Origin of the sequence: Actinokineospora diospyrosa (genome assembly GCF_024171925.1) — a bacterium.
Taxonomy (GTDB): Bacteria; Actinomycetota; Actinomycetes; order Mycobacteriales; family Pseudonocardiaceae; genus Actinokineospora; species Actinokineospora diospyrosa.
Map to the genome: position 1 here is coordinate 333,566 of NZ_JAMTCO010000005.1, position 14,350 is coordinate 347,915.

At 71.0% G+C, this 14,350-nt stretch carries 10 protein-coding genes; 8 read left to right on the plus strand and 2 right to left on the minus strand.

The features are described 5' to 3' along the window. Nucleotides 1-24: 24 nt before the first annotated feature. Together LV75_RS10955 and LV75_RS10960 are read left to right on the plus strand one after the other, a co-directional pair. Nucleotides 25-1,995: a TIGR03960 family B12-binding radical SAM protein gene (locus tag LV75_RS10955; protein WP_253886703.1), complete on the plus strand. Its 1,971-nt coding sequence runs from the start codon at nt 25-27 to the stop codon at nt 1,993-1,995. Beyond that, complete coding sequence (locus LV75_RS10960; RefSeq protein ID WP_253886704.1) at nt 1,992-2,453, plus strand: GNAT family N-acetyltransferase; 462 nt, start codon at nt 1,992-1,994, stop codon at nt 2,451-2,453. The genes LV75_RS10955 and LV75_RS10960 overlap by 4 nt, the downstream gene beginning before the upstream one ends. Here the strand turns inward: LV75_RS10960 and LV75_RS10965 are convergent. Then, complete coding sequence (locus LV75_RS10965) at nt 2,443-3,873, minus strand: S8 family peptidase (protein ID WP_372504158.1); 1,431 nt, start codon at nt 3,871-3,873, stop codon at nt 2,443-2,445. The two genes, LV75_RS10960 and LV75_RS10965, sit on opposite strands and share 11 nt — an antisense overlap. A 191-nt stretch (nt 3,874-4,064) precedes the next feature. Between LV75_RS10965 and LV75_RS10970 the strand changes: the two genes are divergently transcribed. The 6 genes from LV75_RS10970 to proB all read left to right on the plus strand — a co-directional run bounded on the left by LV75_RS10970 (nt 4,065) and on the right by proB (nt 11,273). After that, a complete protein-coding gene (locus LV75_RS10970; RefSeq protein WP_253886706.1) occupies nt 4,065-4,820 on the plus strand; it encodes a TIGR03936 family radical SAM-associated protein in 756 nt (251 codons plus the stop codon). A 186-nt stretch (nt 4,821-5,006) separates the two neighbouring features. After that, the gene (locus tag LV75_RS10975; RefSeq protein WP_253886707.1) at nt 5,007-7,853 is read left to right on the plus strand and encodes a translation initiation factor IF-2 N-terminal domain-containing protein; all 2,847 of its coding nucleotides are present in this window, start codon (nt 5,007-5,009) and stop codon (nt 7,851-7,853) included. A 182-nt stretch (nt 7,854-8,035) separates the two neighbouring features. Next, nucleotides 8,036-8,344 (plus strand): 50S ribosomal protein L21, encoded by a 309-nt coding sequence (gene rplU, locus LV75_RS10980; RefSeq protein ID WP_253886708.1) that lies wholly within the window; start codon nt 8,036-8,038, stop codon nt 8,342-8,344. 15 nt (nt 8,345-8,359) lie between these two features. Then, the gene (gene rpmA, locus LV75_RS10985) at nt 8,360-8,617 is read left to right on the plus strand and encodes a 50S ribosomal protein L27 (RefSeq protein ID WP_253886709.1); all 258 of its coding nucleotides are present in this window, start codon (nt 8,360-8,362) and stop codon (nt 8,615-8,617) included. 92 nt (nt 8,618-8,709) lie between these two features. Further along, nucleotides 8,710-10,161, plus strand: a complete 1,452-nt coding sequence (gene obgE / locus LV75_RS10990; RefSeq protein WP_253886710.1) for a GTPase ObgE — start codon at nt 8,710-8,712, stop codon at nt 10,159-10,161. Further along, a complete protein-coding gene (proB, locus tag LV75_RS10995; protein WP_253886711.1) occupies nt 10,158-11,273 on the plus strand; it encodes a glutamate 5-kinase in 1,116 nt (371 codons plus the stop codon). The genes obgE and proB overlap by 4 nt, the downstream gene beginning before the upstream one ends. Nucleotides 11,274-12,094: 821 nt before the next feature. On the opposite strand, the gene LV75_RS11000 is transcribed toward proB, so the two are convergent. Beyond that, nucleotides 12,095-14,191: a RecQ family ATP-dependent DNA helicase gene (locus LV75_RS11000; protein WP_253886712.1), complete on the minus strand. Its 2,097-nt coding sequence runs from the start codon at nt 14,189-14,191 to the stop codon at nt 12,095-12,097. Nucleotides 14,192-14,350 lie beyond the last annotated feature (159 nt).

Genomic DNA, 14,350 nt, shown 5'->3' on the forward strand with positions numbered 1-14,350 from the left:
CCAAGAGGGTTACCCTGGTTCGCTGTGAGCGTCGAGTCAGTGTTCCCCCAACTTGAGCTGTTGCTGCCCAGGGTGTCCAAGCCGGTCCAGTACGTCGGCGGGGAGCTCAACGCCACCGTCAAGGAGTGGGACAGCACCACCGTGCGGTGGGCGCTGATGTACCCCGACGCCTACGAGGTCGGGCTGCCCAACCAGGGCGTCATGATCCTGTACGAGGTGCTCAACGAGATCGCCGACGTGCTGGCCGAGCGCACCTACGCGGTCTGGCCGGACCTGGAGAAGCTCATGCGGGAGCACGGCGTCCCGCAGTTCACCGTCGACGGCCACCGCCCGCTCGGCGCCTTCGACATGCTCGGGGTCAGCTTCTCCACCGAGCTCGGCTACACGAACATGCTCACCGCCCTCGACCTCGCGGGCATCCCGCTGCTGGCCGCCGAGCGCACCGAAGACCACCCGGTCGTGCTCGCCGGTGGCCACGCCGCGTTCAACCCCGAGCCCATCGCGGACTACATCGACGCCGCGGTGCTCGGCGACGGCGAAGAGGCCGTCATCGAGATCTCCGACATCATCCGCGCCTGGAAGGCCGAGGGCCGCCCCGGCGGCCGCGACGAGCTGCTGACCAGGATGGCCGAGACCGGCGGCATCTACATCCCGCGGTTCTACGACGTCACCTACCGCGCCGACGGCCACCTCGACGCCATCGCCCCCAACCGCCCCCGGGTCCCCGAGACGGTCGCCAAGCGCACCACCATGGACCTCGACGCCTGGCCGTACCCGAAGCAGCCGCTGGTGCCGCTCGCCGAGAGCGTGCACGAGCGGATGAGCGTGGAGATCTTCCGCGGCTGCACCCGGGGCTGCCGGTTCTGCCAGGCGGGCATGATCACCCGCCCGGTCCGCGAGCGCTCCATCGAGGGCATCGGCGCGATGATCCAGACCGGGCTCGCGGCCAGCGGCTTCGAGGAGGTCGGCCTGCTGAGCCTCTCCAGCGCCGACCACTCCGAGATCGGCGAGATCACCAAGCAGCTCGCCGACCGCTACGAGGGCACCAACACCGGCCTATCGCTGCCCAGCACCCGCGTCGACGCGTTCAACATCGACCTCGCCAACGAGCTCTCCCGCAACGGTCGCCGCTCTGGCCTAACCTTCGCCCCCGAGGGTGGCAGCGAGCGGATCCGTAAGGTCATCAACAAGATGGTGTCCGAAGAGGACCTCATCAAGACTGTTAGCGCTGCCTATGCCCAGGGTTGGCGGCAGGTGAAGCTGTACTTCATGTGCGGCCTGCCCACCGAGACCGACGAAGACGTCCTGCAGATCGCCGAGATGGCCAAGAACGTCATCCGCGCCGGTAGGGCCGCCAGCGGCCGCAAGGACATCCGCTGCACGGTGTCCATCGGCGGCTTCGTCCCCAAGCCGCACACCCCGTTCCAGTGGGCCGCGCAGTGCGACCCCGACACCATCGACTCCCGGCTGCGCAAGCTGCGCGAGGCGATGAACTCCGACCGCGACCGCAGCATCGGCCGCAACATCGGCATGCGCTACCACGACGGCAAGCCCAGCCTCATCGAAGGCTTGCTCTCCCGCGGCGACCGACGTGTCGGCAGGGTCATCGAGGCCGTCTGGCGCCAAGGTGGTCGATTCGACGGTTGGAACGAGCACTTCTCCTACGAGCGTTGGACTTCCGCCGCCACAGCCGAGCTGGAGCCCCTGGGCGTCTCCCTCGACTGGTTCACCACCCGCGAGCGGTTGGAGGCCGAGGTCCTGCCCTGGGACCACCTGGACTCCGGCCTGGAGAAGAACTGGCTCTGGGACGACTGGCAGGACGCCCTCGACGAGCGCGAGCAGGACGACTGCCGGTGGACCCCGTGCTTCGACTGCGGCGTGTGCCCGGCCATGGGCACCGACATCGAGATCGGTCCCACCGGCCGCAAGCTGCTGCCGATCAGCCCGGTCGGCGTCGGCTCCCCGGTCCGGAACCCGGCGCTGTCCGCGCCGTGATCGTCCGGCTGGCCACCGACGCGGACATCGCGTCGGTGGCCGCGCTGCGCTTGCGCGCGGCCGAGGAGGACGCAGAGGATGCGGGCGAGCCGATCACCGATCCGGGGTACACGGACCGGTTCACCGAGTGGTGGCACGCGGAGAAGTCCCACCGGCGGTTCTGGATTGCGGAGACCGGCCACCCGATTGGGTTCTGTTGCCTAGTCTTGGTCACTCGTATGCCGAAGGCAGGACAACCTGCTGGCGCATGGGGCTACCTCAGCAACTTCTTCGTTCTGCCCGAGCACCGCGACGCGGGCGTAGGGGCGGCGCTCATGTCCGCGTTGCTCAAGTACGCCGAGGACCTCGGCTGCCCGCGCGTGGTCCTAACCCCGTCCGAACGCGCGGTCCCGTTCTATAGGCGCGCGGGGTTCAGTCCGGCGGAATCCCTGCTGCTCAAGGTCAACGCTACGGAGTGACCGCGGCCAGCGCGTCGACCAGTCCGTGCCCGTAGAAGCTGTTGAACGGCGCGTACCCCGAGCAATACGCGTCCTGCACGCCCGCGCCGTCGAGGTCGTAATCGGCTGGGCAGGCAATGCTCGTCGCGCCGTTGGTCAGCAGTCTCGTCAGCTGCTGCACCGAGGCGCCCGGGTGTGTTGACGCCAACAGCGCCACCACCCCGGTCACGTGCGGTGCCGCCATCGACGTCCCGCAGACCTGCGCGTAACCGCCGGGCACCGTCGACAGCACGCACTTGCCGGTGGACTGCTCCCCGCCCGGCGCGGTCACATCGATCACACCGAGTCCATAGGCGCTGTAGCCCGCCTTCACCCCATCCGGGCCCACCGCGGACACCGCGATCACTCCGCGCAACCCCGCGGGCAGCACCCGGCAGTTCCCGTCGAGCGTGCGCCACTGCCCGTCCGGCCCGGCCGTCTGCCCACTGGGGGAGGCCAGGTCACGGCTCTCGTTCGTCGCCGCGGCCACGTTCAGCACCCCGCGGCTGGTGGCGTGGTCGGCCGCGCGCCGGACCGCCTCGTAGACCACGTGCTCCTCGCCCCGGTCGCAGGTCAGCGGCCACGGGTCGACGAAGTAGCTGTTGTTGGCGACCGCCATGCCGTTGGCCGCGGCCCACATCAGCCCGCACACCACCGACTCCGGCCGCACCGTCCCGTCGTCGTCGACCACCTTCACCGAGGCCAACCGCACCCCGGGGGCGACGCCGGTGATCCCCTTGCCGTCGGCGGCCGCGGCGATGATCCCCGCCACGTGCGTGCCGTGCGGTGAGGTCGTGGGCGCCCACGCGGCCGGGCTCGGGTCGGCCTTGCCGCTCAGGCAGCCAGCCGAGCGGGTCGGGTCCACCGCGCGCTCCAGGTCCGGGTGGGTCGCGTCGATGCCCGAGTCGAGCACCCCGACCAGCACGTCCCTGCTGCCGGTGGACACCGCGTGCGCGGCGTCGGCGCGGATCATGCCCATGTCCCACTGCTCGCCGGAGCGGTCTTCGGTGGTGTCGCCGCCGCCGGTGGTCACCCTCGGCGCGATCTTGCCAGCGTGCCCGGCCTCGACGGCCTCGGTGCTGAACGCCCTGGCCCGGCCGAGCCGGTCGGCGAAGCGCGGATCACCCGATGTGGCTACCCCGACCGCGATTTCGCCGTAGTAGGCAACCGTCGACCCGCAAGCCAACGTCATCTCGGTTGAGGCGGCCTCGGCCGTGGTGCCCTCGGCGAACAGGACCAGGTAGCGCGACTGCGCCCCCGCCGGGTGGCAGGGCAGTGACCCGTCCTCGAGGGGTTCCCCGTCGGCGAGGCTGGGGACGGCGAACGCCGCCGCGACTATCGCGACGCTGACCGCCGCCGCCCTCGTCAGGCGGAGCAGAGGCACGGGCGACCTCCAGTGCATTCCCTCGGCGCGGGCTGTCCACTCCGTGCGGACGCTAGCCGGCCGCCGGGTGGGAAACAAGCTCGCCGGCCGAATTGGCGCTCCCGGTACGGTGCCACCTACGGCGGTGGGCTCACCACCGGAGCAAGAGCAGACCACCAGAAGGAGTAATCCTGAGCCGCCAGGACCAGCCCAACCCGTCGGCGTCACCGGTGCAGAAGATCCGGCTGCGCTACGCCAAGCGGGGCAGGCTCCGCTTCACCTCCCACCGCGACGTCGCCAGGGCCTTCGAGCGGGCGCTGCGCCGGGCGGGCGTGCCGATGGCCTACTCGCAGGGCTTCAGCCCGCACCCGAAGATCTCCTGGATCGGCGCGGCGCCGACCGGGGTCGCCAGCGAGGCCGAGTACGTCGAGGTCCAACTGGTCGAGCGGGTCGACCCGCTGCGGCTGGCCCAGGTGCTCGACTCCGCGCTCGCGCCGGGGCTGGACGTGCTGGAAGCCGTGGAGGCGGGCCCGGGCGGGCTCGCCGAGCGGATGGAGGCCAGCGACTGGCACATCGAGCTGCCCGGGGTGGCGCCGGAGGCCCTGCGCGGCGCCGTCGAGCGGCTGCTGGCCACAGAGCACGTCGAGGTCGAGCGGCTGACCAAGGACGGGCGGCGGCTCATCGACGCCCGACCTGCGGTTATCCGCGCCGAGGTGACCGAGGGGGTCGCCGGGGAGCGCGACGCGCCGAGCGCTGTGGGCACTGACATGTCCTACCCGGAGCGTTCGTGTGGGATACTGCGTGTGGTCGTGCGGCAGACAACACCGGCCGTGCGGCCCGACGACGTACTGAGCGCGCTGCGTGTCGTCGCCGCCCTGGAACCACCGGTACCCGCGAAGGCGACTCGGTTGGCCCAGGGACGGCTTGACGACGATGGCGGTCTGTCCGACCCGCTGGCCCAAGACCGGCAAGCGGGGATCGGGTAGTCCATCGGGGATCGGAGCGCCTCTGCCGTGGTCGAACGACCTGCCGCCAGCGGGCCGTGGTCGGTGACGACCACAGCCGTGGCGGTGTCAGGCGAGGATTCCCGCCGCCTAGCGCGGTGGAAAAAGGACAACTAGGCCCCTGAGCGGCTCGCGTCCGTACGACGCGCCCGGGGGCGGAGGAGCTACATGTCGGATATGTCGACCCCTGCCGGAAGTGCCGGCGGGGCTACCACCACACCCGTTGACCAGGTTCTGGCACAGGTGCCCGCCAAGGTCCGCGTGCACGCGCTGGCCAAGCTGCTCGAGGTGAGCAGCAAGGATGTGATCGCCGCGCTGGAGCAGCTCGGTGAGTCCGTTCGCGGCGCGCAGTCCAGCGTGGCCAAGGACACCGCCGAGCGCGTGGTCCGTGCGTTGCTGGTGTCCGAGGACGACGCGGCGGCCGGTGCGGCCCCCGAGGTCGCTGAGGTCATCGAGGTCACCGAGGCCGCTGACGAACCGGTCGAGCCCACCCCGAGGCGGGTTCCGCCCGCGCCGGTGTTCGCCTCGGCGTCACCGCTGTTCCTGCAGCCGGAGCCGCCCGCGGCCAGGCCCGCCCCGGTGACCCGGGTCGAGCCGCCGGTGGCGGAGCCCGAGCCGATCGAGGCCGCCGAGCCGGACCACCGCGATCAGTCGGACCAGGTTGACCAGTCGGACCAGCCCGATCAGTCCGACGACGACGAGGACGGCGGCTCCGGTCGTCGTCGCCGTCGTGGTCGCCGCGGCCGTGGCCGCGGTAAGGGCGCCGCGGACGACAACGCCGAGCAGGACGACGACGAGGCCGCTCCCGCCGCTGAGGAAGCGGACGAGGAGCAGGCCACTGAGGAGTCCTCGGACTCCGGCGACGGGGCCACCCGCCGCCGTCGGCGCCGCCGTCGCCGCAAGGGCGGGGATGACGCTGACGCCGATGCGGGCGACGACCCGCCTAACACCGTTGTGCACGTGCGTGAGGCCCGTGAGCCGCGCGAGCCCCGTGAGTCCCGCGAGGACAGGGGCGAGGCCGCCCGCGACGAGGTGCGCAGCGTGCGCGGCTCGACCCGGCTGGAGGCCAAGCGCCAGCGCCGCCGCGACGGGCGGGAGGCGGGCCGCAGGCGCGCCCCGATCCTGTCCGAGGCCGAGTTCCTGGCCCGCCGCGAAGCCGTCGACCGCGCGATGGTCGTGCGCGAGCAGGGCGACCGCATCCAGATCGGCGTCCTCGAGGACGGCGTGCTCGTCGAGCACTTCGTCACCTCGGCGGGTTCCGGCTCGCTGGTCGGCAACGTCTACCTCGGTCGCGTCCAGAACGTGCTGCCCAGCATGGAGGCCGCGTTCGTCGACATCGGCCGGGGCCGCAACGCGGTGCTCTACGCCGGTGAGGTCGACTGGGACGCCGCTGGGCTGGAGGGCAAGGCCCGCAAGATCGAGCAGGCGCTGTCCACTGGCGACAGCGTGCTGGTCCAGGTCACCAAGGACCCGGTTGGGCACAAGGGCGCCCGGCTGACCACGCAGATCAGCCTGCCCGGCCGCTTCCTGGTGTACGTGCCGGGCGGCGGCGCGACCGGCATCTCCCGCAAGCTGCCGGAGAACGAGCGGCGCAGGCTCAAGGACGTGCTCAAGCGCATCGTCCCCGAGGACGCGGGTGTGATCATCCGCACCGCCTCGGAGGGCATCAGCGAGGAGGAGCTCGGCCGCGACGTGCGCCGCCTGCAGGCGCAGTGGCAGGTCATCCGGGACAAGTCCGAGGGCACCAACGGCGTCAAGCGCTCCGGCGCGCCGTCGCTGCTCTACGAGGAGCCCGACCTGCTGGTCAAGGTCGTGCGCGACCTGTTCACCGAGGACTTCACCTCGCTGGTGGTGCAGGGCGACACCGCGTGGGAGACGATCGACTCCTACGTCCGCCACGTCGCGCCCGAGCTGCTGGACCGGGTCCGCAAGCACGTCGGCGTGCACGACGTGTTCGCCGCCCACCGCGTCGACGAGCAGCTGCTCAAGGCGCTCGACCGCAAGGTGTGGCTGCCCTCCGGCGGGTACCTGGTGATCGACCGCACCGAGGCGATGACCGTCATCGACGTCAACACCGGCAAGTTCACCGGGTCCGGCGGCAACCTCGAGGAGACGGTCACCCGCAACAACCTGGAGTCGGCCGAGGAGATCGTCCGCCAGCTGCGGCTGCGCGACATCGGCGGCATCATCGTGATCGACTTCATCGACATGGTGCTGGAGTCCAACCGGGACCTGGTGCTGCGCAGGCTCACCGAGTGCCTTGGCCGCGACCGCACCCGCCACCAGGTCGCCGAGGTCACCTCGCTCGGCCTGGTGCAGATGACCCGCAAGCGGGTCGGCACCGGTCTGCTCGAGGCGTTCAGCACCACGTGCGAGCACTGCAAGGGCCGCGGCGTGGTGGTCACCACCGAGCCGACGGTCAAGACGCCCGCCAACGGCGCCGCGCCGCAGCAGCAGTCGCAGCCCGCCCAGTCCGCGGACAAGGGGCAGCAGCAGAGCGGCGGTAGGCGTAACCGCAACCGGGGTGGCGGCGGTGAGCAGAACCGCGAAGAGGCCGCCAAGGTCGCTGTGCGCGACATCGCGAAGGCGACCACCAAGCACGACGAGCAGCCGGTCGAGCACTCGGAGAACGGCTCGCGTCCGCACGCTGTGGAGGTTCCCGAAGCGGTAGAGCCGACGGTCGCCGTCGAGCCTGCCGTGGAGGAGGCAGCTCCTAGCTCGCGGCGCAGGCGGCGCTCGTCCAGCCGCGCCCAGGGCGCGGCGGCCCCGGTGACCTCGCCGGAGCCGTGGGAGCCGGTGCAGGCCCCGAGCGAGCCCGCGGAGGTCGCCGACCAGAGGGTGTCCGCTTCGGCGGCACAGGTGCGTTCAGCCTCGCAGCCGCGCACCGCCCCAGCCAGCGAGCCCGCCGCCTCTCCGGAGCCGGTCGCGTCCGTTGTCCCGCCACGCCGTCGCGTCGCACGTCGGGCCGCTTCACGCCCGGCGGGGCCGCCGGTGGACGTGGCCCAAGAGAGCTGAGGTAGAGGGGTCGAACCGGGCCAAGACCACCCCGGTTTGACCCCTCTTCCAGCAGGCACGTAACCTGTCACATGGCCCGCCGTTCGGTGGGCTGTGTCTTGCGAAGCCCGATCCTGTGTTTGAAGTCGCGGATAAGGGCGCGCACGACCCCCACCGTCTAGTAGCAGGAGACTTCCGTCCCGATGTACGCGATCGTCAAGACCGGCGGCAAGCAGTACAAGGTGGCTGTTGGCGACGTCGTCGAGGTCGAGAAGCTCGAGGGCGCGCCGGGCACCGAGCTCAACCTCGCCGCGGTGCTCGTTGTCGACGGCACCGACGTCACCTCCGACGCGGACACCCTGGCCAAGGTCTCGGTGACCGGCAAGGTCGTCGAGCAGACCAAGGGCCCCAAGATCCGCATCCACAAGTTCAAGAACAAGACCGGGTACCACAAGCGACAGGGTCACCGCCAGAAGTTGACCCGCGTCGAGGTCACCGGCATCACCAAGTAGAGGACCTGAGCAGCCATGGCACACAAGAAAGGCGCGTCCAGCTCCCGCAACGGGCGCGACTCCAACGCCCAGTACCTCGGCGTGAAGCGCTACGGCGGCCAGGTCGTCAAGTCCGGCGAGATCCTGATCCGCCAGCGCGGCACCAAGTTCCACCCCGGTGTGAACGTCGGTCGCGGCAAGGACGACACCCTCTTCGCGCTCGCCCCCGGTGCGGTCCAGTTCGGCAGCAAGCGCGGCCGCAAGACCGTCAACATCGTCCCGGTCGAGGTCTGAGGCCCGCGGACGACGCTAGACCCTTCGAACGAGGGGCGGGCTGGACGACTCCGGCCCGCCCCTCGTTTCTCGTTTGTGAGAGGAATCCCCAGGTGTCCCGTTTCGTCGACCGGGTCGTCATCCACGTGGCCGCAGGCAGCGGCGGCAACGGGTGCGCCTCGGTGCACCGCGAGAAGTACAAGCCGCTGGGCGGCCCCGACGGTGGCGACGGCGGCAACGGTGGCGACGTCGTGCTCGTCGTCGACAACAACGTGCACACGCTGCTGGACTTCCACTTCCGCCCGCACGCCGTCGCCGACAGCGGCAAGCAGGGGCACGGCGCCAACCGGGACGGGGCGACCGGTGAGGACCTCGAGCTGACCGTGCCCGACGGCACCGTCGTGCTCGACGCCAACGGCGAGATCGTGGTCGACCTGGTCGGCCACGGCACCCGGTTCATCGCCGCCCGCGGTGGCCGCGGTGGCCTGGGCAACGCGGCGCTGGCCTCCAAGGCCAGGCGGGCGCCCGGGTTCGCGCTGCTCGGCGAGCCGGGGGAGACCAGGGACCTGGTCCTCGAGCTGCGGTCGGTGGCCGACGCCGGGCTGCTGGGGTTCCCCTCGGCTGGCAAGTCGTCGCTGATCTCGGTGCTGTCCTCGGCCAAGCCGAAGATCGCCGACTACCCGTTCACCACCCTGGTGCCGAACCTGGGCGTGGTCACGGCGGGCGACTCGGTCTACACGATCGCCGACGTGCCCGGCCTGATCCCCGGCGCGAGCCAGGGCAAGGGGCTGGGCCTGGACTTCCTGCGCCACATCGAGCGCTGCTCGGTGCTGGTGCACGTGATCGACTGCGCCACGTACGAGGCGGGCCGCGACCCGCTGTCCGACATCGACGCGCTGGAGCAGGAGCTGGCCCGCTACACCCCGGCGCTGGGCGGCACCCTCGCCGACCGGCCCCGGATGGTGGTGCTCAACAAGCTCGACGTCCCCGAGGCGCGCGAGCTCGCCGAGCTGGTGCGCCCGGAGATCGAGGCGCGCGGGCTGCCGGTGTTCGAGATGTCCACGGTCACCCGGGCAGGCCTGCGGGAGTTCAGCTTCGCGCTGGCCAAGGTCATCGAGGAGGACCGGGCGAGCAAGCCGACGCCCGAGGCCACCCGGATCGTGCTGCGGCCCACCGCGGTCGACGACTCGGGCTTCACCGTCGAGCACGACCCGCACGACGACACCGGCTTCGTGGTGCGCGGCGAGCGCCCGGACCGCTGGGTCCGCCAGACCGACTTCAACAACACCGAGGCGGTCGGCTACCTCGCCGACCGCCTGGCTCGCCTGGGCGTCGAGGAGGCGCTGGCGAAGGCCGGTGCCGTCCCCGGCTGCCCGGTCACCATCGGCGGCGTCACGTTCGACTGGGAGCCGTCCACCCCGGCCGGTGTGGCGGTCATGATGCACAACCGGGGCAGCGACCCGCGGTTGGAGAACAACGCCCGGATCGGCGCGACCGAGCGCAAGGCGGCCAAGGTCGCCCGCCGCACCCCGTTCGAGGAGATGCTCGACGAGGACGACGAGTGAGCACCCGCGCCGCGGTCGCCGGGGCCCGGCTGGTCGTGGTCAAGGTGGGGTCGTCCTCACTGACCACGGCCGAGGGCGGCCTCGACCCGGCGCGGTTGGATTCACTGGTGGACGCGGTCGCCGCGCGCCGGGCGGCCGGGAGCCAGGTGGTGCTGGTGTCCTCGGGTGCCATCGCCGCCGGTCTGGCCCCGCTCGGCCTGGCCAGGCGCCCCCGTGACCTCGCCACCCAGCAGGCCGCGGCCAGCGTCGGGCAGATCGCGCTGGGGCACGCGTACGTGGCCTCTTTCGGCCGCTACAGCCTGCGCGTCGGCCAGGTGTTGCTGACCGCGGACGACATCGTCCGCCGCTCGCACTACCGCAACGCCCAGCGCACCCTCACCCGCCTGCTCACCCTCGGCGCTGTGCCTGTCGTGAACGAGAACGACACGGTCGCCACCGAGGAGATCCGCTTCGGCGACAACGACCGCTTGGCGGCCCTGGTCGCCCACCTCATCGGTGCCGACGCCCTGGTCCTGCTGTCCGATGTGGACGCCCTCTACGACGGCGACCCCCGGCTGGGCGCGGCCCGCCGCATCACCGAGGTGACCGGCGAGTCCGATGTGGAGGGTGTGCGGGCTGGCGCGGTCGGCGCCTCCGGCCTCGGAACCGGCGGGATGGCCTCCAAGCTCGCCGCCGCCCGCCTGGCCGCCGCCGCGGGCGTCCCGGTCCTGCTGGCCGCCGCCGCGGACGCCCCCCAAGCCCTCGGCCCCGCCGACGTGGGCACGGCCTTCGCCCCCACCGGCCGCCGCCTGACCTCCCGCCGCTTCTGGCTCGCCTACGCCGCGGACGCCACCGGCACCCTAACCCTCGACGACGGCGCCGTCACCGCCGTCGTCGACCGCCGCCGCTCCCTGCTGGCCGCAGGAATCACCACCACCAAAGGCGACTTCCAAGCAGGCGACGTAGTCGAACTGGCCACCCTCACCGGCCGCGTAATAGCCCGAGGCATCACCAACTTCGACGCCGCCGAACTGCCCGCCCTCATCGGCCACTCAACCCACGACCTCCCCACCGACCGCCGCCGTGAAGTAATCCACGCCGACGACCTGGTGCCGCTTCCCCACCCCCACTAGCGCCGCCCCTCCACTTCGAGGCATTGGCAACTCCGCCACTGGCCACTCAAGAGCCCTGGTGCTGTAGCCGCCTAGCAGAGCCCCAACATCCCTTACCCCGCAACGCCAACCCCGGCTTACGCAAGATCATCTGTCGCAAGAGCCCCCGATATACAGCCTATCGAGGGTGCCCGACAGAACCGGGTCAGCGATCACGGCCTGTGGACACCAGAGCACGTTGTGGACAACCACCCGCCAACTCGCCCGCCCCCTGGACCAACGAACCCAGCAGCGCCAGCCCAGTTGCCGTCAGTTCCGCTCCACCTCGCCTAGCCGCCCCTGGGACACTCGGACCCAGCGGTGCCACCCCGGCGCCCACCGAGTCAGCTCTGCCAACCCAGCCACTGGCCACTCGAGAGTCGAGGTGTCAGCCCGGCTTCCGTCAGGTCTGCCCCAACCCACCTACCCAGCACCTGGACACTCTGACCCGGCGGTGCCAGCCTGCGCCCCGTCAGGTCCGCCCCAGCCCACCTGATCACCCCGCGCCCCTCGGAGTCGCTGGTGCCAGGCCGGCTCGATGGGGCGGACTTGTTTTGCGTGGGGGGACAACACCCGTAGCGTTGCCACGCGGCAGGGCCTGCTTTTGGGCCCCTGCTTTGCGGTTCTGCGTCGGGTGTTGTAGGGGCCCCACGCAAAACAAGTTCGCCCCATCGAGCTTTCCGCATTGCCGCGGATCGGGCCCGATGTCGCCGCCAGGCGACGAGGCGTCCGATCCCGGGTCGCCGAGGTTGCCGCCAGGCAACGAGGCCGACGACCCCGGGTCGCCGCCAGCGCCCCGCGTCCTAACTAGTCGTCGCCAACGCGAACGGCAACACCGCCCCCGCCCCAACATCCCGCAACATCGCCGCTCCCACCGTCATCGTCCACCCGCTATCAATCCGGTCATCCACCAACAACAACGCCCCCTCAATCCCACCAACCCGAGCAGCCAACTCCTCACCCACCGACATCGACTTCCACAACCACGCCAACCTCTGCGCACTGTTCGCCTGCGGAGCCGAAGCCCCCACCGCGACCTCACCCAAGATCGGCAACCGCCCGATCGAGGCGATCTGCGCCCCCAGGCTGGCCACCAACCGAGGGCGCCGGGTCGAGCCAACGGTCACCACGCCCACCGGTCGCTCCGCCCAGCCCCACGCCGCCAACACCTTCACGCAGGCGTCGACCAGGTCCGGCGGCACCTCACCGTCCTCTGTGGACGAGAACAGGTCCCGCAACCGGTTGCCCCACCCGATGTCGGTCATCCGGCCCAGCGCTCGCCCCGGTTCGGCCAGCCTGCTCCCGGGTATCTTCCCCGAGAGCGCGACCCCGAGCGACGCCATTGCTGTTGGCCAGGCCTTCTTCGGCGTGATCTCGACCCCGGGCCGACGTAATTTCTCCTGTGCGATGGCCATCTCCGCCGCCGACACCGCGACCTCCCACCGCTCGCCGGTGCAGTTGTCGCACCGGCCGCACGGGGCGGCGTGCGGGTCGTCGAGTTGGCGCAGCAGGAACTCCATGCGGCAGCCCGGCGTCTCCAGGTACTCCAGGATGGCGTTCTGCTCGGCCGTGCGGGCGGCCGCGATCCGCCCGTACCGCTCGGCGTCGTACTCCCACGACTCGCCGGTGTGCTCCCAGCCGCCGCGGACCCGGCGGACCGCGCCGTCCACGTCGAGGACCTTGAGCACCATCTCCAAGCGGCCGCGGGACAGGTCGACCCGCGGCTCCAGCGCCATGGTCGACAGCGGCCGCCCCGCGTCGGCGAGGGCATCGATCACCTGGCGCACGTAGTGCTCCGGCGGGAACGCCAGCGACGCGAAGTACGCCCAGATGTCCTTGTCCTCGGTGCCCGGCATCAACACCACATCCGCTCGCAGCACACCACGACCGGCACGCCCGATCTGCTGGTAATACGCGATAGGCGATTGCGGCGCTCCCACGTGCACTACGAAGCCCAAGTCCGGCTTATCGAACCCCATCCCGAGTGCTGACGTCGCCACCAATGCCTTGACCCGGTTGCCCAGCAGGTCGTCCTCGGCGCGGAGTCGGTCGGTGATATCGGTCCGACCCGTGTAAGAGGAGACCTCATACCCGCGTTCACGCAAGAACGACGCCAACTCTTCGGCTGCCGCAACCGTCAGCGTGTAGATGATCCCGGACCCTTCGAGCTTGCCCAGGTTCTCCGCCAACCAAGCCCACCGCGCCTGCGGGGTCGGTAGTCGTACCACCCCCAGCCGGAGGCTCTCCCGGTCTAGAGGTCCACGTAGGACAAGAGCGTCGTCGGCACCAAGACCCAACTGGTGGGCCACGTCTTGCACTACCCGGTTGTTCGCGGTTGCCGTCGTCGCGAGAACGGGAACCCCATCCGGGAGTTCACCGAGGAGCGTCCTCAGGCGACGGTAGTCCGGCCGGAAGTCGTGGCCCCAGTCCGAGATGCAGTGCGCCTCGTCGACGACCAGCATCCCCGCGGACGCGGTCAGACGGGGGAGCACCGTGTCGCGGAAATCGGGGTTGTTCAGCCGTTCCGGGCTCACCAGCAGGACATCGACGTCGCCATCGGCGACGGCCTCCTGCACCTGCTCCCAGTCCTCGGGGTTCGACGAGTTGATCGTCGCCGCCCGCACGCCCGCCCGCGCGGCCGCGTCGACCTGGTTGCGCATCAGGGCGAGCAGCGGCGACACGATCACCGTTGGGCCCTCGCCGAGTTCCCGCAGCAGCGCCGTGGCCACGAAGTACACCGCGGACTTGCCCCACCCCGTCCGCTGCACCACTAACGCACGGCGGCGGCGCGCGACCAGGGCCTCGATGGCGGTCCACTGGTCTTCGCGCAGGGTCGCCCCGGGTCCGGCCAGGGCTCGTAGTCGTTCTTCCGCCGAGTGTCGTAGTGCGTTGTCGTCCACATCACATGGATACCGCGCCGCGGGGGCCGCCGTCGAGCGGGCCCCCGCAGCCTGTGGACAACTCCTGTGGACAACTGTTGGCGCAGGTCGGCCCATCCCGCGCGGACGCGCACCATCCGCGCGAGACGGGCCGCCCGGTCATCGTGACCGGGACCTCCG

Excerpts from the sequence above, each read along its gene's own strand:
- rpmA (WP_253886709.1), top strand. The coding sequence starts at position 8,360 with ATGGCACACAAGAAAGGCGCGTCCAGCTCCCGCAACGGGCGCGACTCC.
- LV75_RS10965 (WP_372504158.1), bottom strand. The coding sequence starts at position 3,873 with ATGCACTGGAGGTCGCCCGTGCCTCTGCTCCGCCTGACGAGGGCGGCG.
- LV75_RS10975 (WP_253886707.1), top strand. The coding sequence starts at position 5,007 with ATGTCGGATATGTCGACCCCTGCCGGAAGTGCCGGCGGGGCTACCACC.
- rplU (WP_253886708.1), top strand. The coding sequence starts at position 8,036 with ATGTACGCGATCGTCAAGACCGGCGGCAAGCAGTACAAGGTGGCTGTT.